This window comes from Peribacillus sp. B65 (genome assembly GCF_058513295.1).
The window spans coordinates 3,106,942-3,133,397 of record NZ_CP195840.1; the positions used below are offsets into that span (position 1 = coordinate 3,106,942).

General features: G+C 39.4%; 28 protein-coding genes and 1 riboswitch. Of the genes, 6 read left to right on the forward strand and 22 right to left on the reverse strand.

The window, feature by feature from the left end:
- Window positions 1-330: 330 nt before the first annotated feature.
- Entirely contained in the window at window positions 331-2,046 is a 1,716-nt protein-coding gene (locus ACSR9O_RS15160; protein WP_101225321.1) for an ABC transporter ATP-binding protein, read from the reverse strand.
- Between the two features lie 220 nt (window positions 2,047-2,266).
- On the opposite strand from ACSR9O_RS15160, the gene ACSR9O_RS15165 reads away from it, so the two are divergent.
- Window positions 2,267-3,493, forward strand: coding sequence for an MFS transporter (locus ACSR9O_RS15165; RefSeq protein ID WP_230175825.1), 1,227 nt, complete (start codon window positions 2,267-2,269; stop codon window positions 3,491-3,493).
- Between the two features lie 208 nt (window positions 3,494-3,701).
- On the opposite strand, the gene ACSR9O_RS15170 is transcribed toward ACSR9O_RS15165, so the two are convergent.
- The 8 genes from ACSR9O_RS15170 to ACSR9O_RS15205 all read right to left on the reverse strand — a co-directional run bounded on the left by ACSR9O_RS15170 (window position 3,702) and on the right by ACSR9O_RS15205 (window position 12,386).
- Window positions 3,702-4,964 (reverse strand): LysM peptidoglycan-binding domain-containing protein, encoded by a 1,263-nt coding sequence (locus tag ACSR9O_RS15170; protein WP_230175823.1) that lies wholly within the window; start codon window positions 4,962-4,964, stop codon window positions 3,702-3,704.
- 176 nt (window positions 4,965-5,140) lie between these two features.
- On the reverse strand, window positions 5,141-5,890 hold the full coding sequence (locus ACSR9O_RS15175; protein WP_491724639.1) for a (S)-benzoin forming benzil reductase: 750 nt from the start codon (window positions 5,888-5,890) through the stop codon (window positions 5,141-5,143).
- Window positions 5,891-6,222: 332 nt separating this feature from the next.
- Window positions 6,223-7,680 (reverse strand): cardiolipin synthase, encoded by a 1,458-nt coding sequence (cls, locus tag ACSR9O_RS15180; protein ID WP_101225088.1) that lies wholly within the window; start codon window positions 7,678-7,680, stop codon window positions 6,223-6,225.
- Between the two features lie 207 nt (window positions 7,681-7,887).
- A complete protein-coding gene (locus ACSR9O_RS15185; protein ID WP_054395644.1) occupies window positions 7,888-8,151 on the reverse strand; it encodes a metal-sensitive transcriptional regulator in 264 nt (87 codons plus the stop codon).
- Window positions 8,152-8,322: 171 nt separating this feature from the next.
- The gene (locus tag ACSR9O_RS15190; RefSeq protein WP_101225089.1) at window positions 8,323-8,766 is read right to left on the reverse strand and encodes an SRPBCC family protein; all 444 of its coding nucleotides are present in this window, start codon (window positions 8,764-8,766) and stop codon (window positions 8,323-8,325) included.
- Between the two features lie 154 nt (window positions 8,767-8,920).
- Complete coding sequence (locus ACSR9O_RS15195) at window positions 8,921-9,448, reverse strand: DUF4309 domain-containing protein (protein WP_230176002.1); 528 nt, start codon at window positions 9,446-9,448, stop codon at window positions 8,921-8,923.
- 494 nt (window positions 9,449-9,942) lie between these two features.
- On the reverse strand, window positions 9,943-11,373 hold the full coding sequence (gene aspA / locus ACSR9O_RS15200) for an aspartate ammonia-lyase (RefSeq protein WP_101225091.1): 1,431 nt from the start codon (window positions 11,371-11,373) through the stop codon (window positions 9,943-9,945).
- 23 nt (window positions 11,374-11,396) lie between these two features.
- Entirely contained in the window at window positions 11,397-12,386 is a 990-nt protein-coding gene (locus ACSR9O_RS15205; RefSeq protein WP_402940056.1) for an asparaginase, read from the reverse strand.
- A 229-nt stretch (window positions 12,387-12,615) separates the two neighbouring features.
- Between ACSR9O_RS15205 and ACSR9O_RS15210 the strand changes: the two genes are divergently transcribed.
- Entirely contained in the window at window positions 12,616-12,990 is a 375-nt protein-coding gene (locus tag ACSR9O_RS15210) for a helix-turn-helix domain-containing protein (protein ID WP_101225092.1), read from the forward strand.
- 432 nt (window positions 12,991-13,422) lie between these two features.
- Here the strand turns inward: ACSR9O_RS15210 and ACSR9O_RS15215 are convergent, their stop codons facing one another.
- The 7 genes from ACSR9O_RS15215 to ACSR9O_RS15245 form a co-directional block, all read right to left on the reverse strand.
- Window positions 13,423-13,590, reverse strand: a complete 168-nt coding sequence (locus tag ACSR9O_RS15215; protein WP_162878727.1) for a hypothetical protein — start codon at window positions 13,588-13,590, stop codon at window positions 13,423-13,425.
- A gap of 231 nt (window positions 13,591-13,821) precedes the next feature.
- A complete protein-coding gene (gene mmuM / locus ACSR9O_RS15220; RefSeq protein WP_491724640.1) occupies window positions 13,822-14,784 on the reverse strand; it encodes a homocysteine S-methyltransferase in 963 nt (320 codons plus the stop codon).
- Window positions 14,781-16,169, reverse strand: coding sequence for an S-methylmethionine permease (gene mmuP / locus ACSR9O_RS15225; protein ID WP_101225094.1), 1,389 nt, complete (start codon window positions 16,167-16,169; stop codon window positions 14,781-14,783). Before mmuP ends, mmuM begins: the two co-directional genes overlap by 4 nt.
- An 83-nt stretch (window positions 16,170-16,252) precedes the next feature.
- Window positions 16,253-16,355: riboswitch (SAM riboswitch) on the reverse strand.
- Window positions 16,356-16,579: 224 nt separating this feature from the next.
- Window positions 16,580-17,188 (reverse strand): flavin reductase family protein, encoded by a 609-nt coding sequence (locus ACSR9O_RS15230; protein ID WP_260357804.1) that lies wholly within the window; start codon window positions 17,186-17,188, stop codon window positions 16,580-16,582.
- Between the two features lie 17 nt (window positions 17,189-17,205).
- On the reverse strand, window positions 17,206-17,814 hold the full coding sequence (locus tag ACSR9O_RS15235) for an alpha/beta hydrolase (protein ID WP_230176001.1): 609 nt from the start codon (window positions 17,812-17,814) through the stop codon (window positions 17,206-17,208).
- The gene (locus ACSR9O_RS15240) at window positions 17,814-18,761 is read right to left on the reverse strand and encodes a ring-cleaving dioxygenase (protein ID WP_491724641.1); all 948 of its coding nucleotides are present in this window, start codon (window positions 18,759-18,761) and stop codon (window positions 17,814-17,816) included. The genes ACSR9O_RS15235 and ACSR9O_RS15240 overlap by 1 nt, the downstream gene beginning before the upstream one ends.
- A gap of 24 nt (window positions 18,762-18,785) precedes the next feature.
- Entirely contained in the window at window positions 18,786-19,763 is a 978-nt protein-coding gene (locus ACSR9O_RS15245) for a ring-cleaving dioxygenase (protein ID WP_230175817.1), read from the reverse strand.
- A gap of 250 nt (window positions 19,764-20,013) precedes the next feature.
- On the opposite strand from ACSR9O_RS15245, the gene ACSR9O_RS15250 reads away from it, so the two are divergent.
- Complete coding sequence (locus ACSR9O_RS15250) at window positions 20,014-20,613, forward strand: nitroreductase family protein (RefSeq protein WP_491724642.1); 600 nt, start codon at window positions 20,014-20,016, stop codon at window positions 20,611-20,613.
- A gap of 181 nt (window positions 20,614-20,794) precedes the next feature.
- On the opposite strand, the gene ACSR9O_RS15255 is transcribed toward ACSR9O_RS15250, so the two are convergent.
- Genes ACSR9O_RS15255 through ACSR9O_RS15265 form a run of 3 tightly spaced genes read right to left on the reverse strand, consistent with a single transcriptional unit; the run spans window position 20,795 to window position 23,132 of the window.
- Entirely contained in the window at window positions 20,795-21,847 is a 1,053-nt protein-coding gene (locus ACSR9O_RS15255) for an alpha/beta fold hydrolase (RefSeq protein WP_491724643.1), read from the reverse strand.
- Window positions 21,840-22,340 carry a hypothetical protein gene (locus ACSR9O_RS15260; RefSeq protein ID WP_260357809.1) on the reverse strand — a complete coding sequence of 167 codons (501 nt, stop codon included), beginning with the start codon at window positions 22,338-22,340 and terminating at the stop codon, window positions 21,840-21,842. Before ACSR9O_RS15260 ends, ACSR9O_RS15255 begins: the two co-directional genes overlap by 8 nt.
- A 30-nt stretch (window positions 22,341-22,370) precedes the next feature.
- Window positions 22,371-23,132 (reverse strand): SDR family oxidoreductase, encoded by a 762-nt coding sequence (locus ACSR9O_RS15265; protein WP_230176000.1) that lies wholly within the window; start codon window positions 23,130-23,132, stop codon window positions 22,371-22,373.
- A 315-nt stretch (window positions 23,133-23,447) separates the two neighbouring features.
- On the opposite strand from ACSR9O_RS15265, the gene ACSR9O_RS15270 reads away from it, so the two are divergent.
- Window positions 23,448-23,897: an OsmC family protein gene (locus ACSR9O_RS15270; protein WP_101225103.1), complete on the forward strand. Its 450-nt coding sequence runs from the start codon at window positions 23,448-23,450 to the stop codon at window positions 23,895-23,897.
- A 51-nt stretch (window positions 23,898-23,948) separates the two neighbouring features.
- Here the strand turns inward: ACSR9O_RS15270 and ACSR9O_RS15275 are convergent, their stop codons facing one another.
- Window positions 23,949-24,200 (reverse strand): YkuS family protein, encoded by a 252-nt coding sequence (locus ACSR9O_RS15275; protein WP_101225104.1) that lies wholly within the window; start codon window positions 24,198-24,200, stop codon window positions 23,949-23,951.
- Window positions 24,201-24,298: 98 nt separating this feature from the next.
- On the opposite strand from ACSR9O_RS15275, the gene ACSR9O_RS15280 reads away from it, so the two are divergent.
- On the forward strand, window positions 24,299-24,433 hold the full coding sequence (locus tag ACSR9O_RS15280; protein ID WP_101225105.1) for a YuzL family protein: 135 nt from the start codon (window positions 24,299-24,301) through the stop codon (window positions 24,431-24,433).
- 89 nt (window positions 24,434-24,522) lie between these two features.
- Here the strand turns inward: ACSR9O_RS15280 and ACSR9O_RS15285 are convergent, their stop codons facing one another.
- A complete protein-coding gene (locus tag ACSR9O_RS15285) occupies window positions 24,523-24,684 on the reverse strand; it encodes a hypothetical protein (protein WP_157831130.1) in 162 nt (53 codons plus the stop codon).
- 97 nt (window positions 24,685-24,781) lie between these two features.
- Between ACSR9O_RS15285 and ACSR9O_RS15290 the strand changes: the two genes are divergently transcribed.
- Window positions 24,782-24,973, forward strand: coding sequence for a hypothetical protein (locus tag ACSR9O_RS15290; RefSeq protein WP_101225106.1), 192 nt, complete (start codon window positions 24,782-24,784; stop codon window positions 24,971-24,973).
- A gap of 246 nt (window positions 24,974-25,219) precedes the next feature.
- On the opposite strand, the gene ACSR9O_RS15295 is transcribed toward ACSR9O_RS15290, so the two are convergent.
- The gene (locus ACSR9O_RS15295; RefSeq protein WP_101225107.1) at window positions 25,220-26,158 is read right to left on the reverse strand and encodes a magnesium transporter CorA family protein; all 939 of its coding nucleotides are present in this window, start codon (window positions 26,156-26,158) and stop codon (window positions 25,220-25,222) included.
- Between the last annotated feature and the right edge of the window lie 298 nt (window positions 26,159-26,456).

Genomic DNA, 26,456 nt, shown 5'->3' on the forward strand with positions numbered 1-26,456 from the left:
GCCAATCCTATTGTTATAGGCTAACCTATTAGATTTCGGTCTATATAAAACAAATAACCGCGTTTATAGACAGCACTTCCAACTCCGGCCAAGACCCGTTTAAAGACTTTTTTTAAATAAAAAAAGACATGGAACGACTCCAAGTCTTTTTTGTTAGAACATCTGCCTTAGTACACTAAGCATTATCATCCTTATGAGGTAAATGTTTCATCCATTTTTCAAAAACCTTGTTTGTTACCCTATGGAATTATGGGAAATCATTCTGAATTGAATTCCACTCCAATCTATTAAAAATGCTATATGTCCTTATGGGGACATATAGCATTTTTATCATTTTTGGAATTGTAATTGATGCAGATTGGCAAAAATGCCCCCCTGCTCAAGTAAGTCATCGTGACCGCCCTCTTCAGCAATTCCTTCTTCCGTAACAACCACGATCTTGTCAGCATTTCGAATGGTTGCCAATCGGTGTGCGATAATTAACGTAGTTCTGTTTTCAGCTAGTTCTGTAAGAGCCTGCTGAATTATTCTTTCCGTCTCAGTATCGAGTGCAGAGGTTGCCTCATCGAGAATTAATATTGGCGGATTCTTCAAAAACATCCTCGCTATTGCAATTCGTTGTTTTTGTCCTCCAGATAATTTCAAGCCACGTTCACCTATTTGAGTTTCATAGCCTTCTGGAAGTCCTTCAATGAAAGTCTCCAAATGGGCTTTCCTTGCAGCATCTTGAATTTGTTCATCCGATGCTCCAAGCATTCCGTACGCAATGTTCTCTTTTACTGTTCCTGTGAAAAGAAACACGTCTTGCTGGACTATGCCAATTTGTGAGCGCAATGATTTTTTCGTCATCTCACGAATATCAATTCCATCAATGGATATTGAACCGGCCTTAACATCATAAAATCTTGGGATCAATGAACATATGGTCGTTTTCCCAGCTCCCGAAGGCCCGACAAAAGCAATGGTCTCACCAGCCTTAATTGTAAGATCAATACCTTTTAAAACTGGCTTTTTGTCTTCATAGTTAAAAGAAACGTCTTTAAAGGAAATATCGCCTAAAAGGGTGGTTACCTCTATTGCATCCTTTTTATCGACGACATCTGGCGCTACATCCAGAAGTTCCGTAAAACGCTTAAAGCCGGCCATCCCTTTTGGATAGAGTTCCATCAACGCACTGATTTTGTCGATCGGCTTAAACAATACGTTAACATATAAGACGAATGCAACCAGTTCACCATAAGAGAGCTGCCCATGAAATGTTAGCCAAGCACCAAGCACCAACACGGCAAGGGTCATAAACCTCGTCATCATGTATATGCCCGATAAGCTAAAGGACATAACCTTATATCCAAGAAGTTTCGCTTTACGGAATCGGCGATTATTAGTAGCAAATCTTTTCATTTCATATGTTTCATTAGTAAAGGATTGTACAACCCTCACTCCTGAGACGCTATCTTCTACACGGGCATTTACATCCGCAACTTCTGTATACATTTTCTTCCAGGCTTTATTCATCTTTAAATTACTTATGACAATTAATAAAACGAGGAACGGTAAAATACAAACCGATACGAGTGCAAGTTTCACATTGATTGTCAACATAATCCAAAATGCGCCTATAAAAGTCATGAAGGCAATGAATAAATCTTCGGGACCATGGTGAGCAAGTTCCCCAATATCGAAAAGGTCATTGGTTATGCGACTCATGATATGGCCGGTTTTCGTGTTATCAAAAAAACGAAAAGATTGTTTCTGCACATGCTCAAATAATTCTTCACGCATATCAGTCTCGATATTGATACCCAATTTGTGCCCCCAATACCCTACGATGAACTGTAAGAAGGTACTAATGATATAAAGGAGGAACAAACCGGCACTTACCGAAACAATTGCAGACCAGTCGTCGCCAGGCAGCAGTGTATCTATGAACCACTGAACAGCTAGCGGAAATGCAAGTTCTAGTACAGCAACGACCACTGCACTGAAGAAGTCAATAATGAATAACCGCTTATGCGGCAGGTAATATGAAGCAAAACGTCGAATCATCAAATTTTTCTCCTTTTTTACATATATTAAGGAGTATAATTCCATATTCAATATTCAGCAAGCATTTGAGAACCCCCTTGTTCATATTATGGTAAAATCATCTATATAAAACAGGCCAACCCGGCTCATGCAATCTAGTAAATTAAGGAGTGAATCCAGTGTAAAAATTATAACCATTCTAAATATCCATGAACTTTATTTTCGCAAAAGGATGGTATATATGAAAAACTCATCTTTTCGATACCTTTGGATCGGTCAGTCGTTTGCAAATCTAGGTGATATATTTTATGTAGTCGGGTTGATTTCATTATTATATACTTTGACGGGATCTGCCTTTTATTTGAGCTTGCTTCCGTTCACTACAACGATTTTTCGATTTATCAGCAGTTTACTCTCCCCCCTTGTCATCGACAGGTTTCCTTTAAAAAGGATCCTTGTACAATCTCAATGGTGGAAGTCCATCTTACTCGTTGGCCTAGGAATCTATATAACAAATTTCAATCATGGTTTTGCTGTTGCCGTCATTTGCTTCATAGCCTCCATTTCATTATTGGATGGAGTCGCTGCCCCGGTCAGCGCAGCTTTGGTTCCTCAATTAGTTCCGAAGGAAGAACGGATGAAAGCGAATGGTTTCTTGAACATGATCACCCAGACCATCTTTGTAGCAGGATGGCCACTAGGTTCCGTCTTATTGATAAGTACCAACAGCAGTTTCATCATTTGGCTTACGGTAATGCTTTTTGCTGTTTCAACGATCTATACAATGAAAATAGAAGTCTCAGAACGAACGACGGACTCTGTTGTTCCGTCAAACTGGGGTTCGATTAAATCCGGATGGGTTTCGATTCGACAAATCCCAACTATCCGTACACTCATTTCCATTGATTTTATAACTACTTTGGCTTCAAGCGTGTGGATGGCTGCCGTTATATATGTATATGTTGAACAGAACCTGGAACTAGGTGAGGAGTGGTGGGGATATATTAACACAAGCTACTTTGTCGGCATGATATTCAGTGGATTGATCGTCATCCGTTTTGCCAAATTACTAGAAAAATATATAGGATTCTTCATCACTTTGGGGATATTTCTCAGTTCAATGCTAACCCTGCTTTTTGGAACTACCAGTATTCCTCCTTTGGCTTTACTGCTGGCATGCCTGTACGGTCTCCCGGAACAAATCCGGGAAGTGATCTACACCAAGCTATTCCAAGACCATGCTTCGGAAAAGACTCTTGCAAAAATTCATGCAGTTTGGGGAGCAGTCATCAATCTTACTTTTGCCGGCTCTGTCTTACTATTAGGCTATATAACGGAAACATACAGTGTAAAAACAACGTTCCAATTTTCTTCCACCCTGATATTCCTTGCCTTTCTTTATGCAATTTTTAAAAAGAAAGACTTACAGGGAAAAAAACACGAGCATTCGATACCAAATCAGTCATAAATATTCCTGGATGATGCATTCCATTCGGTTAACCGTTAAAGTAAAGGAGCCTTGGTTTTCCCTGGCTCCTTTTTATTGGTTCATAGCCATTCGAACGATATTGGCTCCCTTTAATTCTTCTAGATGTGTTTGGCTTTGCCTGATAAAAGTTGCACAACCAAACAAGGGAAAAATATAACACTTCTATTCACCGCCTGCACCCATTCATCTATTTAATAATCAAAATATTCTTTTCTATAAACGCCCAATTCTGAGGGAATTCCAAACCAATCTGCCAATAAGTTGCACCTATCAGTTCATATGCATCAATCATTTCATATTTCGCGCTTATCGATCGAATATCTTCAAACCAAACCACATGATTCGAATTTTCTCTTTGATAAGCATAATTAGGTGATGCCGCAGACGTGTCAAAAGTTATTTCAGCGCCAGTTGCAATAGCAAGATTTTGGGCATTTTGAGCTGATAAAGCTTTCGTCTCGTGGCTTGGTACTACCCAATCGTATCCATACATAGGAAATGCCGACTGCAATTTATATTCAGGAATATTCGTCAAAGCATAACGAAGAACCTCGCCCATCCACCAAAGTGGGGAAATTGGCTCAGGCGGGCCAGTAGGATACCCATAGTCAATGGTCATCACGGCAACAAGATCGGCTACCTCTCCGATCCCCCGATAATCATGGCCGCCTACAATTCGATTATCAGGATTATCCGCTGTTTTTGCGTGTACGTTCACATGAAGGATCAGTTCGTTCAATCCCTCCTTTAATTCTTTTAAAAAAAGCACATAATCGGAACGCCGAGCAGGTGGTATGAATTCGATGTCCATACTGACACCCCCATACCCTTTCTCCCTAACGAATTTCAGCATACTATTGATTAAATTCGCTCTGTATACTGTACTAGCAAGGACATCACCCGCCAAATCAGCATCAAAATCACCATCTTGAAAGTTCCGGATCATCAATAGGGGTGTCACCCCGGTTTGCTCGCATTTCGCGATAAGCGGGAGATCATCACCATCAACGTATGCATTTCCTTCCCTTGTAAACGAATAAGCTACAATGGCTAAATAGGATAATTTATCACCATTCTCCTCAAGTGTTTCAAATACTATTCCACCTGAATTCGGAAAGGCAAAACCCAGCGTAATCAATTGATTTTTGTAAGGGGACGGAATCAAAATTACCGTGCCGACTTTAAGCGAGTTTGCAGCGATTCCTGGATTGGCTTCCATGATTGCCGCTGCACTCGTTCCAAAACGACTGCCGATTCTAGTAAGGGTATCCTGACTTTTAATTAGATACCTTCGGCCCACCGCTTTTTCCTCAGGTATATACAATGCCAGGCCAGGAACCAAAGCTGTTGATTCCAAACCGTTGACTTCAATTAACCTCGATGGTTCAATTTTATTTTTTCTGGCAATTTCCCAAAGGCTGTCACCTTTTTTCACAATAATGATCGTCATTCATAACCCTCCAAACTCCCTCCAAAAAAGTTTATGTTATTCAGGTAATTGGATAGAACGAATTATCATATTTCCTTGAAGATATCCTGCTTTTTTATATAATAAAGGATCACTTAAAAAAGAGGCTGTCCAAACGGACAACCCCACGCTATTTTCGTTTCACATGCTTCCATTCATTAAAGAAAATTCTTAATATCGTAGAACTTCCCATTCTCCAAATCTTCCGATTCAAGAAGCTGCAAAAGTATATCTGCCACAAATTCGGGGCTTCTTAACATGCCCTTCTCTTTATATTCATGAAATTTGTCTCGATCGGAAAAGTCCCGTTCGTCTGCTGACCGGATTGTCCCTTGCATCGCCGTATCCATTACTCCAGGTGAAAAAGATATGAGGGACGTAGGGAAAGACGCTTTATCCTGCTCCACCCCTGCAACCCGTGTAAACATTTCTAGCCCCGCCTTAGTACTGCAATAGGCTGCCCAGCCATGATAAGGATTTTTTGCTGCACCTGATGATATGTTCACCATTACCTTCTTTCTGTTCCAGTCCTTTGTCTGTTTAATGAATTCATCAGACAATACGATGGGTGCCATGAAATTCACCCGCATGCTTGTTTCCAAATTTACCATACCAAGCTCTCCTACCGGCTTTATCGGTTCAATAACGCCTGCATTATTAATGAAGTAAATGTCACTTGTATCATCGACAGCAGCAAGAATCTCATTGACTAAGGAAGGTAACTTTTCAGTTTCTTTCAAGTCCATCGAAATAAATGTAAGTTTCTTCCCTGATCGGTCAGCCAGCCGCTGCATTTCAGGATTGGCTGTACGGGAAACTAAAATGCAATGATCACTCGTTTGCAAACATCCTTTGGCGATGGCAGCACCTAAACCTTTTGAAGCTCCTGTGATTATAAACGTTTTCATGACTTTTCCCCCTTTTATGGATATAAACTATTGTACCAAAATAGAGTTCGGAAGGGGCTCATCCCGAACCATGACATTAAGGCAAGACTTGTGATTCTTAATGTTTTTTCTGGTTTTATGAATGGATTGAAGAAATTACATTCCTCCTAAACAATGGCTAGCCGAGACGCCACAGGCGCTTGCTTTGATGATGCATAGCTGACAGTCGGCTGAAAGGGAGCGGATTTCTGAACAACTGGAACATTTCATAAAGAAAAAAACTGCAGGCAAACTCGCTTTTCTTCGAATTTGTCTACAGTCTGAGCAGACTAATGGTCCGTTTAGTTTAAAAATTATAATATCGGTGATACTAGCCTTGCAATGGACTCTTTAAAACGAATCCACTTGGAACGCTTTTCAAACTCTTCAATTGTAAGCTGCCTGCAAACTTCGACATCCTTATAAAAAATCCTTGTCAGTGTTTCTGCCATTCCTTCATCATAAATGAAGGCATTGACTTCAAAGTTCAATTTAAAACTACGGACATCAATGTTAGCTGTCCCCACCGAGGAGACCTCTTCGTCCACCACGATCATCTTCGCATGAATAAAGCCGTTATCATAGATGTATATCTTAGCTCCCGCTCTTAATAACTGCCCTGCATTGAAAGTTGTTGCCCAATAAACGAAAAGGTGATCAGGTTTATTCGGAATCATGATTTTCACATCTAATCCTGATAAGCTGGCAATCCTGAGTGCATCCAATAAACTTGCATCCGGTATGAAGTAGGGTGTTTGAATGAGAATCGATTTTTTTGCTGAAGAAATTAATTTAATATAGCCATTTTTAATTTGTTCCCATTCAGAATCCGGCCCACTTGTCACTATTTGCAAATCTATATTTCCTTGAGGCTTTACAATAGGGAAATAATGAGGTTGATACGTTATATCATGGTGCTTTGATGCCTGATTCCAATCCAAGATGAAACGGGTTTGAATGGCTTTGACAGCCGACCCCTTTATTCGAAGGTGTGTATCACGCCAAAAACCAAATTTCGGATTAAGCCCTAAATACTCATCTCCAACATTAAAGCCTCCAACATACCCAATTTTCCCATCTATGATGACGAGCTTTCGATGGTTACGGAAATTCAGGCGTAAATTTATAAATTTTAATTTGGATGGAAAGAATGCCTCCACTCGTCCTCCAGCCTGCCTAAATTCCTTGAAGAAACGTTTAGTCATCCCTCTGGAACCCAGCTCGTCATAAAGCAGCCGAACTTTGACGCCTTCATTCGCTTTTTTAGTCAATGCTTCAATGAATCGTTTACCCAAGCCGTCCCTTTGAATGATGTAATATTGTATATGTATATGGTTTTCGGCCGCTTCAATATCTTTAAAAAGCTGGTCAAACTTATTTTTCCCTTCCGTAAAAATATCGACTTGATTATCTTCAGTAAGCACGGCATCATTATTCCGGAGATGCATATAAATCAAATCACGATAATTACTTGAAGAAGCATTTCGAAATGGGAAATGATCCGTTGAAAGCTCTTCCATCTGTTTATCAAGGATTTCTTCAATCCCGATCTTCTTCTTGTCCTCCCATTGGAATAAGTGGGCGTGCCTTAAACTTGTTCCAAAAAGGAGATATAAAATAAAACCGACTACAGGCAGAAAATATAACACCAATAACCAAGCCCAGGTCGTGCTCGCTTCCCTTCTTTCAAAAAATATGACAATCGTGGCAAATAAAATATTTAGAATGATGACGAGGCCGAGCAAAACCGATGTAACATGCGTAAATTCCATAGCATACCCTCACTCAATTTTTATCCCTTTAAGGATACCATGCAAATTCTTTATATCAAAGGATTTGCTTATCAGAAATGAAAACAGAGAATTCACAAAAATGGACCTCTTCTTGTAGAGGCCCATTTTAAAAAATACATCCACCCCGGACACTTAAATTTCTCAGATTGGTCAGGTTGTCTTATCATCATCGTCCTAAAAATTACACTACCGGCTTTTCACTAATAAATTCACTGCTTCTTTAACTAGCTCTTCGGGATTCTTTTCTCCGGATTCATTAGCCTCCCGGACGCATTCTACAAGATTGGAACTTACTATTACCCCAATTGTCCTATCGATTGCCGATCTAGTGGCAGATAACTGCGTTACTACATCTCTGCAATCTTTGTTTTCCTCCATCATCTTCAATATCCCACGAAGCTGTCCTTCAATTCGCTTCACTCTATTTTTAACCTGCTTATCATACTCCATGTGATGCCTCCTGCCCCGCCTATTACTTATGAATCGTATCCAAACATCCATTATAAAAACCATTCAATTGATCAAAGGCTTTATAAAGAATATTACAATTTATAATACATATCACTAAGGTATAATTGTCAAGTGCCAATATCCAATAATGACAGCTGCAATATGTAATTTCTATTTTTGTACAAGGAGACTTTGTGCAACTGCCTCAGAAAACTCGATCGTCATTTGGGGAACGTAGGTTTTTAACAAAGCATTGACGATGGGGGCTTTGGCCCCTTTTGCCGTAATCGCAAGGCAGCCTGTCATTTTAGTCTGTCCAATTCCGCACTGTTCCGCTAAAAAATAACCGTGCCCCTCAAATTTTTCATTTAATCCCTTAAGATTAAATGTTACCTTATCAGGTTCAATCCATTCCAATATATTCACTTCAAGTTTAATTTTCTTCTTCATTAATCCCAAATCGCTTTTAAACTCCCAAATAAGTGTCTCCTCACTTATCATCTCATGATTGATATATCCTGGGACAAGAGGTGCCCAACGGTCAATGCTACTTACAAATCCCCATACTGTTTTTATTGAAACAGGTAAAATGATACTATGCACACCTTCTGACAAAGCAAATCCCCCTTAATCATTCTACTTACATCTTTTTAATGTATGGCTGAACAATATTGAATAGAACGGTAAGTTTAGATTCTTAAACAAAATTCTCCCGGTGGTAGCAAAGAATCGCCCCTCTGCAATAAAGGGACGATCCTTTTTTTACTTATTAATCTGACGCGAATTCAACCGTATACATATTCAAGCTTGGATCTGGGTTAATCCAGGCGCTTTCAAACACGAAGACCACTTTATAATTTGCGGAATCGGTATAAGTGACATAGTACATCCCTTCTTGCTCCACTTCACTTACAGGTTCACCAATCAATTCCTTCAGCATGGATAAATGGATGGTTTGCAATTTCGGATCAAAATCATCAATGGCTGTAATCGTCTTTCTACCTGTTGAACCGTCATAGAGGAATCGAACATTACGGCTCCAATAATTGGCTGCAACGGTACTTAAATCTTCCGGTGCCCCCCAGGCTTTTTCCACTTTCTTCAACGAATCACCTACAGAAAATGGTCCACTGCTAATGGATTGTTGGGATTCGTAGGCTAAACCCATGATCTGCCTAATCAAAAGGTCTGGCGTGGATTGCGATGAAATTGAATCTGATGAAGCAAATGCAGCCTGCCCACTAAACATGAGAAATGCGAGCATTAGAAATGTAACGCTTCGGATAAAACGATTCACTTGTTTCAAAGTTACCCTCCTTTTTCACCTGGAAATGACTGATTACATTATATTAAATATCTTGAAAAAAATGAAAAGTTACGTATGTCATTTCATTTGGTTTTACACTTACGATTAATATTCATCGGAACTTTGGACACATGCCCTTCGTTCAAAAAAAATCTTTAAATGAAATATTAAAACCGATTAAGCCATTTCAAGTGAGCCACATTTTTTAAAATAAATTCTCCTGATTTAAAACTTCCCCATCTTCCATAGGTATTCTAAGGGAGATGGATTTTTTATGAATAGTTAAACACCTACAAGATTTAGATCGACGATCAAAAAAAATAACCGAATATTCAGTTTTCAATACTCGCAAGCAGAGTTGACAAACTGTTAGGTAACATTTCATATGTATGTAATTAATGACTATGCCTTAAAACCAACGGTCCTAAAGGCATAGTCATTACATCAAAAATAAGATAGATTAATGCATTCTACTAATATACTGGTTATTGCCGATCAAAAAGAGAAGCTCCCGCTATGCCGGGCTTTGTCATCTCATAAGGATTTAGAATCAGATCCAATTCTTCCTCTGTCAGTACATCATATTGTAAACAAAGTTCGCGAACTGATTTGCCTTTTAATATCGCTTCCCGCGCAATACGTGAAACCACTTCGTATCCAAGGTGCGGATTGACTGCTGTAATCACTCCAACACTTTGTTCGACATAATCTTTTAAATGTTGCTCATTTGCTTCAATGCCTTCTAAACAATAATCTGTAAAGACATTGAAAGCATTGTTCATAATGCTGATTGACTGCAATAAGTTGAATACAAGCACTGGCTCCATTACATTCAACTCGAGTTGTCCTGCTTCTGATGCTAAGCAAATCGTATTATCGTTCCCGATCACTTGGAAAGCGACTTGGTTAATCAATTCTGGCATTACTGGATTTACTTTTCCTGGCATGATGGATGAACCTGGTTGACGAGCTGGAAGTGTGATTTCCCCTAATCCCGCTCTTGGTCCTGAAGCCATCAAACGTAAATCATTAGCAATTTTAGACATATTCATCATACATACTTTCAATGAAGCTGACACTTCAGTATAAGCATCCGTATTTTGAGTTGCATCTACTAAATGTTCTGCTCCTACAAGCGGCAAGTTACTGATCTCAGCTAAATATGTAACAACATTTTCAATGTAACGCGGATCTGCGTTCAATCCCGTTCCCACTGCTGTTGCTCCCATATTCACTTCATATAAATGTTGACGTGATTGACTGATTCGTTTTATATCGCGATCCAACACACGACTGTAAGCCTCAAATTCTTGACCAAGGCGAATTGGCACTGCGTCCTGAAGATGTGTGCGTCCCATTTTGATAACATGATCAAATTGTTTTGCTTTATTCTTTAAGACCGTACTCATCTTGGTCATTGTTTGCAACAATTGCTCTAAAAGTCGTAGTGTTGATAAATGAATGGCAGTAGGGAATACGTCATTGGTTGATTGCGACATGTTAACATGGCTATTTGGACTAACATGTGCATAATCACCTTTATTGTGTCCCATAAGTTCTAACGCACGGTTGGCAACGATTTCATTAATGTTCATATTCATCGATGTCCCTGCGCCGCCTTGAATTGGGTCAACGATGAAATATTCATGCCACTTTCCATCAATCACTTCTTCAGAAGCTTTGACGATAGCGCTTCCAATACCATCATATAACCTTTTGGTATCCATATTTGCTAAAGCGGCTGCTTTTTTAATCATCGCTAGTGCACGAATCATTTCTTCATTGACTTTGTAACCGGTAATCGGAAAATTCTCTACAGCGCGTAGAGTTTGTATTCCATAATAAACATCTGCCGGAATTTCCTTTTCCCCTAGAAAGTCTTTCTCGATTCGGTATGTTCTCTCTTCTATCAACATTTCCTCTTGCCCCTTTGTTTGTTCTAGAATGTGATGTCCTCTGCAATCGGTGTTTCCATCATTTCCTTCACTTTTTTAGGATCCCGTGTCTTGGCTAAAATCCACATCAACTTCGGAATGATGGCTTCTGTATTCATATTTCTGGAACGAATGATGACATTCTTGTTCACTTTTCGTCCAACTTCGTAAATATCCATATCTTCCCCTTCTTCTAAACATTGGGTAGTAATGACTACGGATATTCCGCATTGTACTAACTCATTCAATTTTTCTAAAATATTTCTTCCTTGAAAGGGAATACCACCGCTTCCATAACTTTCAATTACGATTCCCCGACATTGATTTTTCAGGAAATCAAAGAATTCAGGCTTAATACCGGGATGCAGCTTAACCAAAGCAACATCAGTACATAGGGAAGCATCTAACTTAGCTTCCTTATTCTTTGGTGAATGAACTGGCTTTAGATACTCAATTTTATCTTTGAATATGGTAGCAATATAAGGATAGTTAATACTTTCAAATGAATCATAGCTTTTCGTTCTCAATTTAATGGCTCTCGTACCCTGGATGACTCTACCATCAAAAACAACATATACTCCTCCAATATCTTCACAAGCAAACCGAATTGCATCAGAGATATTTCTTTTGGCATCTGTCTTTTTAAAGGCAATTGGGATCTGAGAACCTGTAATGACGATTGGTTTCCCTAAATCTTGTAACATATATGAGAGCGCAGCTGAAGTGTAAGCCATTGTATCTGTTCCATGGGTAATCACAAAGCCATCGTAATCATGGTAGTGCTCATGGATGGATTGTGCCATTTCTGTCCAATCTTCCGGCTGCATATTTGTACTATCAATATTCATCAAAGGCTTACTATCAATCTTGCATAGTAAATCCAATCCCGGTAGGTGACCTAAAATGTCGTCAGCTTTCATCTCTGGAACAAGTCCATTTTTTCCTTCTAACGATGCAATTGTACCACCTGTAGTAATCAACATCAACTTCTTGATTTTTGACTTCAACTTCTCCAATATACTACCCCCTATATAGCCTCCCTGTTTCACAATCATTCTTATCATTTCAGAAAAGGATGTTTCGCTGCAAATGTACATGTTACGCGTACACCACATGTTATTATAGTCATGTTTCATAGTGAAATCAAGCTAAAATTATTCATTACGCGTACACTTATTTCAATTTGATGTTATAATGGATTTATATAAAAGGAGAGTAATAAGAATGATTTTAAATAGATTGACTTCATTAAGGAAGGCCAAAAGATGGTCTTTACAATATACCGCTGACAGACTTGGAATCGCCAAGAGTACCTATGCAGGTTATGAATCGGGCCACCGCCGCCCTTCATTAGAAACGATTAATTTATTGGCAGGCCTATATGATACATCCACTGATTACATTCTAGGTCGGGTAGATCATCCTGCTAAAGATATTACCACAGAGTCACCTCAAGTCATGGAATTAACGGATTTACCAAATATGGAGCTAGCCGTTGATGGAATCTCTCTTTCTGAAGAGGAGACGATTCAATTTATCGCTTTTATTAGAGCTAAACGAGAAGTGGAAATAAATCGCGATAAACAAAATGAAACATAGCAGAAATTGGGCTTAAGACTTGTATATGGGGAACGAACCGTACTTCATCAGGTACTTATAATATTCACGATGTACCTGTCATGATTTATATCTAAAACTGTAAAAATTCCAGGGTTTTAACCAGTTAGGGTAAGCCGGTTCCGATTAATTAAGTTCGCCCTTTTTAGACGTTACCCTTAATTTTTTCTGGATGACAATGCAGGTTATACTTCCTTCTTAGTGACTTATGACTAATGCTAATGATGCGTGATGCGCCAAGCTGAGAAATTTGAGTTTTATTATTTATATAGAAGAAAGTCGGCTTATTATTTAGCTTACTTCCTTTTCCAACAAGGTATGATAGATATCTGTTCCCCTCCTGATTTATTAGTAATGAAAGAAAAAACCATAGCAAAAGCTCATGGTTTTCCCCCCGTATATACATGAAATATATTAAGGCATCTCGTCTTCTTTTTCCCGATTTTTAAAAGCTTCATGTGTGACAATATCCTCGATTTGTTCATACTGCCGGCTGTGTTCCTTCTCTTCGCTAATTCTATTATTAGGTAAATTTCCCGGATGGCCTTTTTCTTTGTGATTAAAATTTTTACCACGGCTCATACTCATTTCTCTCCTTTCTATTCATTGTTTGTTTAGTTTTCCCAAGCACACAAATATTATGATTTAATTTCTCCCATTCCTGTTTTTGAAGCGGTTTCTTTTTCAGCCTAAGAGATATGATAACTCGAATTTGAATAATGAATTCAAAAAGAACAGGAACCGCCTGATTATGACGCTTCCTGTTCCTTTAGTTAGGGTCTATATCATACATACTTTAAAACAGTACAAGGGCTAGGAGGATACCACCACGTAAGGTCGCCACTTTCTTGAAATGTCTTCAATATGATGTGGTGCCGTTCTACAGCATCCTCCAATTAAACGCGCACCTGCATGTTGCCATTCTTCAGATTTCAGGTCGAGCCTGTTACATGATTCTTGACCATGCCATGTTTTAGTTTCCGGATTATATGTTTCACCTGAATTCGGATAAACAATGATTGGTTTATCCGTGTTTGCACGCAGCACCTTGATGGCTTCCGTGATACATGAAACTGGCGCACAGTTGATGCCGATTGCTGCAATTTGCTCACTGTCCCCAAACAATCTTGTACACTCCTCGAGTGAAGTACCGTCACTTATCGCTTTTTCATTTTTCAATGAAAAGGATAGCCAAGCATACACTTCTGGATAATCCTTCAATAATGAATATAATACTTTTGCTTCTTGCAGGGAAGGAATCGTTTCAAATGCTAAAAGGTCAGCTCCAGCTTCAATCAACGCTGATATTCGTGAGCTATGGAATGCAATTAAAGTTTCATCCGAAACACCATAGTTTCCTACATATTCTGAACCATCTGCAAGATAAGCCCCATAAGGCCCAACAGATGCAGCAACCAATGGCTTAGGCCTAAGCGTTTGATTTTCTTCCTTCCAAAAATCATCTCTTGCTTTTCTTGCGAGTAAAACCGTTTTCCTGATTAGCTCCAAAGCCTCTTTTTCTTGTATTCCGCGGAGTGCGAAACCTTCAACAGTGGCTTGGTAGCTAGCCGTAATCGCACAATCCGCTCCAGCACGAAAATAGTCAGAATGCACTTGATAAATCACTTCTGGATTTTCAAGTAATACACGTGCAGACCAGAGCGGGTCGTCCAAATCACATCCATGCCTCTCTAGCTCTGTAGCTAAAGCTCCGTCTAAAATCATGACTGAATGATCTCGTAAAATAGCGTCAATTGGGTTAGTTTTAATGTTCATGATTTACTCCTCTTTTCTTTATGGTTTTGTGTCAGATAATAACTTCCATAGCAAATCAAAATAAATGGAATGCCACAATATAGTGCAATTCGTTGTGTAGGATCAAATGCAATTCCTATGCAAGAAGCTAGGCATAGCATAAAAGAAACGATTGGTACGAGTGGATATAATGGCGTTCGATAAGCTAAGTCATTTACTGAATTTCCTTCGTTTATATATCGTCTGCGAAATAGAAATTGCGACATGCTAATACTCATCCAAACTACAACAACGGCTAGTCCAGAAATGGATACAAGCACTATGTAAACAGTATCCGGTGCAATAATACTCGAAAACAGGGCTAAGCAGCCGCCCAACATACTGAAAAGGACTGCATTTATCGGAACTCCCCGTTTTGTCAATTTTGCAAATATTGGTGATATAGTTTCCTTATCTGCAAGTGACCAAAGCATTCTGGATGCCGCATACAGTCCTGAGTTTGCAGCAGACAAAATGGCAGTTAATATAACAAAGTTCATAATATCCGCTGCATATGGCACACCAATCCGTTCAAGAACTGCCACAAAGGGGCTTTCTAATACGCTTGCATCCGAAATAGGCAATAATGCGGATAATACAACGATGGTTCCTACAAAAAAGATAATCAATCTCCATAATGTCATACGGATTGCCTTTGGTATCGTTTTTTCTGGATTCACAGTTTCTCCAGCTGCAATTCCAATTAATTCAGTTCCAGAGAATGCGAAATTCACCGCAAGCATCGTCATTATAATGGCAAAAGCACCATTCGGAAATAAACCTTCACTTGTAAAATTGGAGAATAACGGAGCGGATTGTGAATGAATTATTGGAATGAAACCTAGCATTGCCGCTGCTCCCAAAATAATGAAAATCACAATGGCAAATACCTTTATAGACGCAAACCAGAATTCGGATTCAGCGAAAAATTTAACGGTCCACGCATTTAATGCCAAAACCAATATGGCAAATAGTGCACTCCATATCCAGACATTGATTGATGGAAACCATCTCTGCATCAACAATCCTGCAGCCGTGAATTCCGAACCAAGTGCAACTGTCCAAGTTAGCCAATACAACCAGGCTACTGTATACCCTGTCCCAGGACCTATGTATTTAGCTGAGTAGCTATGAAACGCACCTGTCTCGGGCATATGTACTGCCAGTTCCCCTAGACATAGCATGACTAGATAAACCACTAATGCCCCAATCAGATAGGAAAGGATGGTGCCAAACGGGCCTGCCTGTTGAATCGTATAACCCGAACTTAAGAATAAACCTGTTCCAATCACCCCGCCAAGCGATAGCATTATTATATGCCGTGCCTGCATTTTCCTTTGAAAATCATGCTTCCTTTTGTTCTCCATTCTTACTCTCCTTTATCTTGCATCCAGAAAAAACGAAAACGCACTCTAAAAAAGAGTGCGTTACTGACAAATAAACACATACGGTCTTATCTATCAAGGTTTCACCCCCTGGAATTAGCACAGTGTCATTGCAGACCTGTTGCTGAGGTTTCATAGGGCCAGTCCCTCCACCTCTCTGGATAAGAAATTATTTTTTTATAACTTTATCAATCTATGAAAAAATTGTCAAGTTTTGTTTCGGTTTGTAAAGACTTCCTTTAAAATCCAAACGATCAACGCACCTTTGGCATAGATATGAACTTGTTTTTGGAACAGTCGCTTACATTATAGAATTGTAAATAATGCTAACCGGGAATAATTTTTAAAAAATGACGACACCTTAAAAGATGACGCCATTTTTCTTATATTCCTTAAGGTCTTTCAATTTCAAATAATTCTCCTAGTTTTGTATAAGTATGACCCGCTAATCTTGCTACAGGTTTTAGCCCATTCTGGTCAATTCGGCCATTATGGTAAATCTCCTGCTCTATATGATAGCAGACTATTTTCCCTATCAATAAATCACAACCAGGTTTATTCTTGGAACCTGCCAAAGGTATCGCATGCTCCAATGTGCATTCAAAGCGTACCTTCGCTTCTTGCAATCCTGGTACCGACACCTTATCACTAACAGCCTGAGTGAAATTGGTAAGACCCAATTCACTTTCGTCAGACGGGAGTTCCTTGGCCGTTCGATTTGCATCAGCAACATTGTCTTCATCAGTGATATGAACAACGAATTCACCTGTTTGAATTGCATTTCGGGCCGTGTCCTTCAAAACTCCTTCTTTCCGTTGAACAGAAATGGAAATCATCGGAGGATTGGAACTGACTATGTTAAAAAAACTGAACGGCGCTATATTGATTGTACCGGTTTCGGATTGTGTCGTGACCAGGGCTATTGGTCTCGGTATGATGCTTCCAGTCAAAAACTTATAATTTTCCCGTTCTGTAAGACTTTCAGGATTTACTGAAATCATCTTCATCCCTCTCATTCTTATAAAAAGTTCTTTTGAAACCATGAACTTGCTGCATCAACCTCTGAACGTGTTAACTGATGACCGTAATTTTCCCAGTGAACGTCCACCGCAGCACCCGCTTGCAGTAAAATCCGATTAAGTTCATCAGTTTCTGCTGCGGGGCAAATCGGATCGTTTTTACCTGCAGCAATGAATACAGGTATATCCGATAGGGACGGCAAAGCAATCCCGCGTCTAGGCACCATTGGATGATGAAGAATCGCTCCTTTTAATGCCCCTTCGAAATGGAACATCAAACTTGCTGCTATGTTTGCACCATTAGAATAACCTAATGCCACCACTCTGTCACGATCGAAGTCATATTGTCCGGACGCTGATTCCAAGAAGTCATAAAGCTCCTTCGTACGGAAAATCAAATCTTCTTCATCAAAAACTCCTTCAGCCAGCCGGCGGAAATAACGGGGCATTCCGTTTTCAAGTACATTTCCCCGTACACTGAGTACGGATGATCCCGGTGAAACCATCTCCGATAATGGCAAAAGATCCGTTTCCGTTCCTCCAGTGCCATGTAAAAGCAAAAGCAACGGTGCATCTGGATTACTTCCTTTTTGAAAAATATGCTTCATCATTTATCCTCCTCTAGTACCCTCGGCACTGCCGGCAGTAACGTTTTCTCCATAATTTTCCTTTTTTCTTCAAGCCATGGCGGCAGCATTAATTTACTACCCATCGTTTCCTTCGTTTCATCATGAGCAAAGCCAGGTGGATCTGTGGCAACTTCAAAGAGTATGCCTCCATCTTCCCTGAAATAAATGGCATCGAAGTATTGGCGGTCTTTAAAGGGTGTCACGCCATAGCCATGGTTTGCGATATGTTCCCTCCATTCTTTATGATCTTCATTATCGCTTGCACGCCATGCAAGATGATGAACAGTTCCCACTCCGATTTTCCCATTTGGCAAAACCGTTTTTTTAACATCTATCAAATTTCCGATATCCGATGTGGATTTGAAGCGAATGAAATCGCCCTCTTCCCCCATCTTTTGCAAACCCATCACTTCCTCTAAAAGTTCCATCGTTTTGATCGGTTTAGACGTCAATAATACAGCACCGCCGAATCCCTTGATTGCCTTATCAGCTGGTACACCGCCGAATGACCACTCGCTATTTTTACCTTCTTTACGCTCAACCAGTTCAAGTTGCAATCCATGTGGGTCCTGAAATCCCAGATAATCCTCGCCGAAGCGTGAGATCTTTTCAAAGTCAATATTAAATTTACCCAAGCGCGTTTCCCAGAAGCCCAATGAACCTTCCGGAATGGCATATGTTGTTATCCCCACTTGTCCGGAGCCAATTGTCCCTCGGTATGCCCCAGGCCAAGGAAAGAAAGTGATGATAGTGCCCGGTGAACCTGATTCATCTCCGAAATATAAGTGATAGGTGCCTGGATCATCAAAATTAACGGTTTTCTTCACCATACGCATTCCCAGCACTCCAGCATAAAAATCCACATTCTCTTGAGGATTGCCTACAATTGCGGTTATATGATGTATTCCTGCATTTTGCTTTTGCATGCCGATTCCTTCCTTTCCCCTTGATTAATTAGTTGATTTTGTATTCAGTGGTTTTAAATTCGATTCAATATCTTTTCTTTTTGATTCTAAAAATGGCGGCAGGGCAAGGTTCTCACCTAGGTGCTGCTCTGCTTCATCAACTGCAAATCCAGGTCCATCAGTAGCTAGTTCAAATAATATTCCATTCGGCTCCCTAAAATAAAGTGAACGAAAATAAAAGCGGTCCACATATCCAGAGTTCACGAATTTTGATTCACTAATTTTTTCTATCCATTTTCTAAGTTCTTCTTCATTATCCACCCGAAAGGCAACATGGTGTACTCCACCCCTCCCCAACCTTTCCCGAGGAATGTCATTCCTTTCTTCAATATGAAGTTCCGCTCCTGTTCCTCCCTCACCTGTCTCATAAACGACAATTGGATTTTGCCCCCTAATTGCAGATGGGTATGTGCCTGTTTTCCTGAACCCCAATACCTCGGAGAGAACACTTTCTGTTAGTTCAATATTAGGTACAGTAAGTTTTACCGGTCCTAATCCAAGGATGGAAAACTCTTGCGGTACCGGGCTTCCATCCCATGGTGATCCCCCTTGAACACCGTTATTATCCTGATCGGAAACCAGAAGTAGCCTCTGCCCTTCAGGATCTTTAAAAGAAAGCACCTTCCTTTCAAAACGGTTCGATATTTCATCATGCTCAACATTGAATTCCACAAACCGTTTTTTCCAATATCCTAGAGCTTCATCATCTCTCACCCTTAAAGAAATTTCAGAAATGCTATTGTTTCCCTCATGAGTGCGGGCAGCATTGGGAATTTCAAAAAACGTCAATTCCGTACCCGGAGAACCAATTTGATCTCCATAAAATAAGTGATACACACGAACATCATCTTGATTCACCGTTTTTTTGATTAATCGCATCCCTAAGACTTTTGTGTAGAAATCAAAGTTATTTCCCGCTTTAGCTGTAATCGCCGAAACATGATGTAATCCTTTTAATTCCATCCGTACCACTCCTATCTTTTCTTTATAAATCTCCCCTTAAGGAGAGGAATTAATCCGTAAACAATATCTCGAAATCGAGATATTTAACTAAACATATAATACTTTTAATACAAATATTTTGATTTAAAGATAAATGATAACGATAAATTTGTCAACCATTTTCAGACAAATAATTTCACCCGTATTCACTTTTCATAAAATAATAAAATCAGGTCAAAATAAGTCGGTATAATGAATGGAGGTATGATGTATGGCTAAAGACTTTTTTAGCGCAATTGAAGATAGACGCTCTTATTATTCCCTTAGCAAGGAACATGTTGTCCCTAATAAAAGGATTAAAGAAGTTATCGATCATGCCGTTCAATATTCCCCTTCCGCTTTCAATTCCCAAAGTGCAAGAGTGATTGTTTTAACTGGTCAAAGCCACGACCAATTATGGGATATCACGAAAAACACATTAAGAAAAGCTGTCGGTGACAAAGATTTCAAAAAAACGGAAGAAAAAATGAAGTCATTTATAAATGCTTATGGTACGGTTTTATTCTTTGAAGACCAGGCCATTATAACAAGGCTTCAAGAACAATTCAAAACGTATGCCGAAAACTTTCCGATTTGGTCGAACCAATCGTCTGCCATTTTACAATTTGTCGTATGGACTTCCTTGGAAATTGAGGGGTTTGGTGCAAGCCTTCAGCATTATAATCCTTTAATCGATGACGAAGTGAGAAAGACATGGGATATATCACGCGATTGGAAACTCATCGCTCAGATGCCCTTTGGAAAACCCACTGCAGAGCCTGGCGATAAAGACTTCTCACCACTAGAAGAACGAGTGAAATATTATGAATGAGACAATAGGGGCTGGCTCTAAATACCAAACCAGCCCTTTCTTTATTTCACTTTAGTAATCCGGAAATGTTGCAAAAAATCTTGAAAATATAAATGCCGCAAAGCCTATATATTCTACAACCGGCATGATTTTGATTTCCTCACTGGCGTTAAACATGTACATTTCACTTCCCCCCACTAACCTATTGAATTGGTGAAGAACGCCCAGGTAGCCATTCCTTCAAATAATATGGAAGTCCACCGGAATATTGTTTAGCAGCATGTCCACTTTTCAGTAGGCTATATGTCTTATCCTTACATGTTAAATGCTCCATTACCGGATAAATCATTTCCTGTGGGACCAATCGATCATACTTACTTGCAATGACCAAAACACTAGCATTAATTTTCGATAGCTTCGCTTTTTTCCCCCTTACCTTAAAACCACCATTAACCAAGCGATTTTTTATCAAGAGGTCTTTGGTTATTTGTTTGGCAACTGCGCCGGATAGAGGCACATGCCCATTTACCCACGCATTGAAGCGGCGCCAATTCTTAACGTATTCCTCATCATCCGCTTGATTCAATAACGATAAATACGGTGATATATAGATAGGTGATGTAATTAAACGAATTCCATATTTAACAGCACTGGCTGGAATCGTTTGATAAATATCTATTGTCTCGTCAAAATCCGCTGTTCCTTCTTTTAACGCTTCCTGCCATTGATCAAAAAATTCCGAGGCACTGAAATCCACCGGGGTCACGGAAAGTATCAAATTCTTGATGGGCTCGTCTGCAATGGCAGCATATATTGCGGCTATTGTACCTCCGAGGCAAAACCCCATGACTGTAATTTCTGATGCTCCAGAGTGACGTAATGCACGCTGCACTCCTTTTTGAATATAATCGACGATATAATCTTCGATCGATATGTCACCATCTTCAAAGCCCGGGCTTCCAAAATCAAGCAAATACACATCAAAACCTTCATTTACAAAAGATTCTATTAAACTATTCCCCGGAGATAAATCAAGAATCAAAGGAGTATTGATTAGTGAATATATAAGAAAAACCGGTACATCATATTTTTTTTGTGCTGAGGGATAAAACCAAAGCGTTGATTTGTTTTTTTTCCACACCGCTATTTTCGGAGTCAGTCCCATTTCAGGCATTGGCTGATTGGGAATATCCAATAAATGTTGCAATTTAGTTTTGGGTTCAGATTGATTTTTGGGCACTTTCCGCTTAGCCATTTGAATTCTCCTGACCAACTGAATTGAACTCAGGCAGCTGTGAGCTTAACAATAAGGAGTTATTTATAAAATCAGATAACCTTTTTTTACTCCCTTCCATTTCATTGGATGCCAATCTTGATTTCTTTTTGATGCTGCGGGATGAATTGGCATTGCCTTTATTGCGAATTGAAGAATTACCCCCGACATTCCCGCCCCTATTCTCAACAAGCATAGAGACCAATTCTTCCAACCCATCAATTTTTTCTTCGAGTTGGATGACTAATTTCGCTAAACTCGCCACATCTTTTTTTGTTGGATAATTCATGATGATGGACATTCTTTCTGAGGCTTCCTGAAGACTATTTATTCTTGGTACCTGCATTTGGGCATTGTCGCTTACTGCTTCTATTAACTCACGATTATTTAGCAAATCCTTAATTTTCCCATTAAGCTGTTCCTCTTTTTGTGCGCCTAGTAATTTAAGCCCTTTATAAAAATTTGATTTTCCCACCATATATTTCTTCCTTCCTTTCTCCTCCGTTTACACTAATGCCGATATTCCACCGTCAATGATCAAAATATGACCAACCATATAGTCAGAAGCCTGTGAGGCTAAAAATACGGCAGCGCCCTTTAAATCATCTTCATCGCCAAACCTGCCAGCCGGAGTTTTACCTAATATGTCATAGTTGGATTTTTCAAGAATTTTCTTTGTGATTTTAGTCGGGAAAAATCCAGGTGCAATTGCATTGACTTGGATGCCGTATCTAGCAAGTTTAACTCCTAAATCCTTCGTCATTGTAATGATGGCACCCTTACTGGTGTTATAAGCTATCGTATCCAATAACTCGGGAAACGTCCCGCCAAGACCCGAAACAGATGCAATATTTATGATTTTTCCGAAATTTTGCTGCTTCATGACCTTCGCAACAGCCTGTGAAAACAGGAAAGTACCTGTAACATTGACATTCAATACTTTTTCCCACTTATCCTTAGGAAGATCCAAAAGAGGACCTGACCAGGACGTACCGCTATTATTTACAAGAATATCAATCGTGCCAAATTGGGCAACCGTTTCCTGGACGACATGGTCGATGGCACTCTCATCGGTGATATCACATTCAAAGGCAACGGCATTAACACCCATCAGTTGCAAGTCTTCACATACCTCCTTACAGACAGGGAGATTTCGTGAAGCAATGACAATATTTGCGCCAGCCTCCCCCAACGCCATGGCGATCTGTTTGCCCAGTCCTCTGCCGCCGCCGGTAATGATAGCCGTTTTATTAGTCAAATCGAACATATTACTCAATGTAGTCAACTTTTCAGCCCTTCCTTAATGAAGTATTATTTATATAAAACCGTCTATATCATTATAGAAAAGCCTATCCAATATTGTGCTTAAAATAGCCTGATGCCTCTGCCTTTTGTTTCATCAACAGTATCCTTTATATCAATAATACCTATCCTTTCGACCGCTACAGTCGGCTTTGAATTGGCATACTGAAAAACTTAATTCGACCCACTGCTGTTATGATTAATCCCCCGAGTGAGCAAAATCGAATACTTAACCTGTTTAAATCGTTTACACTATAGAAATGGTAAGGAGGTTAAAAAAATGACGATACATCACTTTCATTTAACTGCAGAGTGGCCAGGCGGCAGAAATGATATCGGCACAATTCATTCAGGGAATCTACTAACACAGATAAGTATTCCTACTGAAATGGAGGGACCAGGTATCGGCACTAATCCCGATGAAATGCTGCTTGGGGCGGCATCGACCTGCTATATCATTACCTATGCTGCCATGTTAGAGCGAGCCCATATAGAAAAGGTGAGCTTGACCATGCAATCCGAAGCGTTAGTGGATGTTACGAATGGAGTATTCACCTACAAGAAAATCATTCATCGCCCTAAACTTATATTAGTACCGGGCACTTCAGAAAAAGTGGTTGAAAAAGCGAGGAAACTTGCTGAAAAAGCTGAAGCTTCATGTATGATTTCCAGGGCGATCAAAGGGAATGTAGCGGTGGAATTGAATGCGGCAATTTCCATAGCACAGTAGCCTTGAACAAAAAAAGTGCCTAACCCTATATCGGTTTAGGCACTTTTTGAACTATTGAATGGCGTTCATTTTATTTTCAACCTCGCGGCACACTTCATCAGCAGTTAAACCATTTGCCTCAATGATAGACGCTTTAAATGAAGTATCGCTTATACCCATTACATTACTTTCCAAACCTGTTACCACACAACAATCCACGTTATTTGCGTCAGCTTCTTGTTTAATCTCCACAACATCAAAACCTTTTTCACGAAGTGCTTCCTGAATATTCGTTAATGATTCTTCAACACCGATTTTTGACATCAACACACACCTCCTCTACCTTCTAACCTGTCCTTTTCACCTTAAATATATGTATAGGATGCAAAGGAAAAAGGGAAAGTAATATCGAGGTGATAAACATGAATGGAAAAAACAAAAAAGATGCTTCTCAAACCCGTTTAGGGTCTTCTCAGGTAGAGGGGCAAGGCACCACTACGAAAGAAACCGGGTCCTTCACTCAACCCTCTTCACTTAAAAAGCAAAAGCGTTCTTGATAAGAATGCAGTGGAAAACGCTTGGCGGATAAACCAAGCGTTTTTTTTGCGTATCATGAAGACGGAATTCCATGACAATCGGGCTTCCCTTATATATTTTGCTTTATGATTTCCCGTTGAATCTTTAGATCATTCAATCGATCACCATCAATTGTTTTTGGATCCATTTTTGCTTTATCGGCTCCAGCCGGGTTTAAATCACTTGCCCTTAAATTATTATTGCGAGCTGCTTGCTCGTTCCATTTGGTCATAATGATCTCCTCCTCAGTCCTTATCCTTCCCAATCCTAATAATATTCATGAATACACCCCATCCTTTATTGCCAAGATACAAATGGAGGTGGTTTAATTGGAACCAAACAGACCCGGCAATAAGAATGTACCGGATTTTAAAGAGTTGAACGACCGTATCATCAGAGAAGCATCACAGAGTCCCCGTTTAGTGATTAAAACAAATTTGGACGCAAAGAATGTAAAAGATGAGAACCCTTATTCCGATCGAATTAACAGTGAAGGATTTGCTGATTTTTTTGAGGAATAAGATAAAACCGGCTTGGCAGCCTCAATTTTACGAACTAAATGGTTCGTAGGTAAGGGCCGTAAGGGTTCTATATAAAAGTTAGAACAAAGTTGATTGGAGCGGGTGTACGAGACTCTTGCGGGAAAAGCGAGTGCCTGGAGTGGAAATCATGCTCAAATTGCACAAACCCTAATAAAAACTGTAGACAATCTCGATTTACATCGAATTTGTCTACAGTCTAAAACCGGCTTAATAAGCTGGTTAATTTTAAAAATATTTTTTCTTCCAAAAAATGAATGCCGTCGTCCCCGCCAATGTTATGGCAATTAATAATGTAAATATGAATGCAAACCGATTATGTTCAAACGGCAGTTCCACATTCATTCCGTAAAAACTTGCCACCATCGTCGGAAGCGTCAAAATAATGGTCACGGAGGTTAGAAACTTCATCGCATTATTGACATTATTGGAAATGATTGAAGCGAATGCATCCATCATACCGCTAAGAATGGATAGATACACTTCTGCCATTTCAATTGCCTGAGCATTTTCGATAATTACATCCTCAAGCAATTCTTTATCTTCTTCATACATTTTCAAATAATTAAAACGGAGGATCTTATCAAGTACTACCCGATTGGATTTTAATGATGTCGTAAAATAAACCAAGCTTTTTTCCAAAGCCAGGAAAGTGTATAATTCTTTATTTTTCATGGACTGATGCAATTCACGTTCCGCTTCATTAGTCATCTTGTTAATCTGTTTCAGGTAACGTAAATAATAGGATGAAATCTCAAATAGTAATTGTAAGGCAAACCTTGTTTTCTTATTGGTGAAAAAGCCTTTTATCTTATTGTTTTTGAAATTCGCCAATATCGGTGTTTCTTTCAAAGATACCGTAATGAAACAGTCTTTGGTAAAAATCATTCCTATAGGTATTGTTTCAAAAATCGGTAAGTCGGCTTCGTCCCTTGTCAAATATGGGAAGTCGACAATAATTAAAACATTATCATCCTCTTTTTCAATTCGAGGCCTTTCCTCATCATCCAACGGATCTTTCATGAAATTGATCGGTAACTTCAAAGTCGTGCATATATAATCTATTTCAGATTCTGTGGGCGCGACAATGTTCACCCAGGAACCTTTTGTCATTTCCTCGATCTTGTTTAGGTGTCGGTTTTCATCCGTCTTGTAGATTTCAATCATTTCTTGACCTCCTCTTCTATAGAGAAAGCCTTATTTACCTTCTTCGAGCAGATACTCAGGGAGAATAACAGTCTCGACTTCTAGCATCATATTGGCTTCCTCTTGCTTTCTGGGTTCAGGATCATAAGAACTGCTGCTCACTCGTATCCACTTCCTTTCGATTCTTTAATCTTAATCCTTATTCTTTTAAAGCACAATAACGAATTTAATACCTTGGTTCCCTGTTTTAAATTCGCAATTATCAGTTTTTAAAGGTTGGAAAATATAATAAAAACTACCACAAAAAAACGCTTAGGTT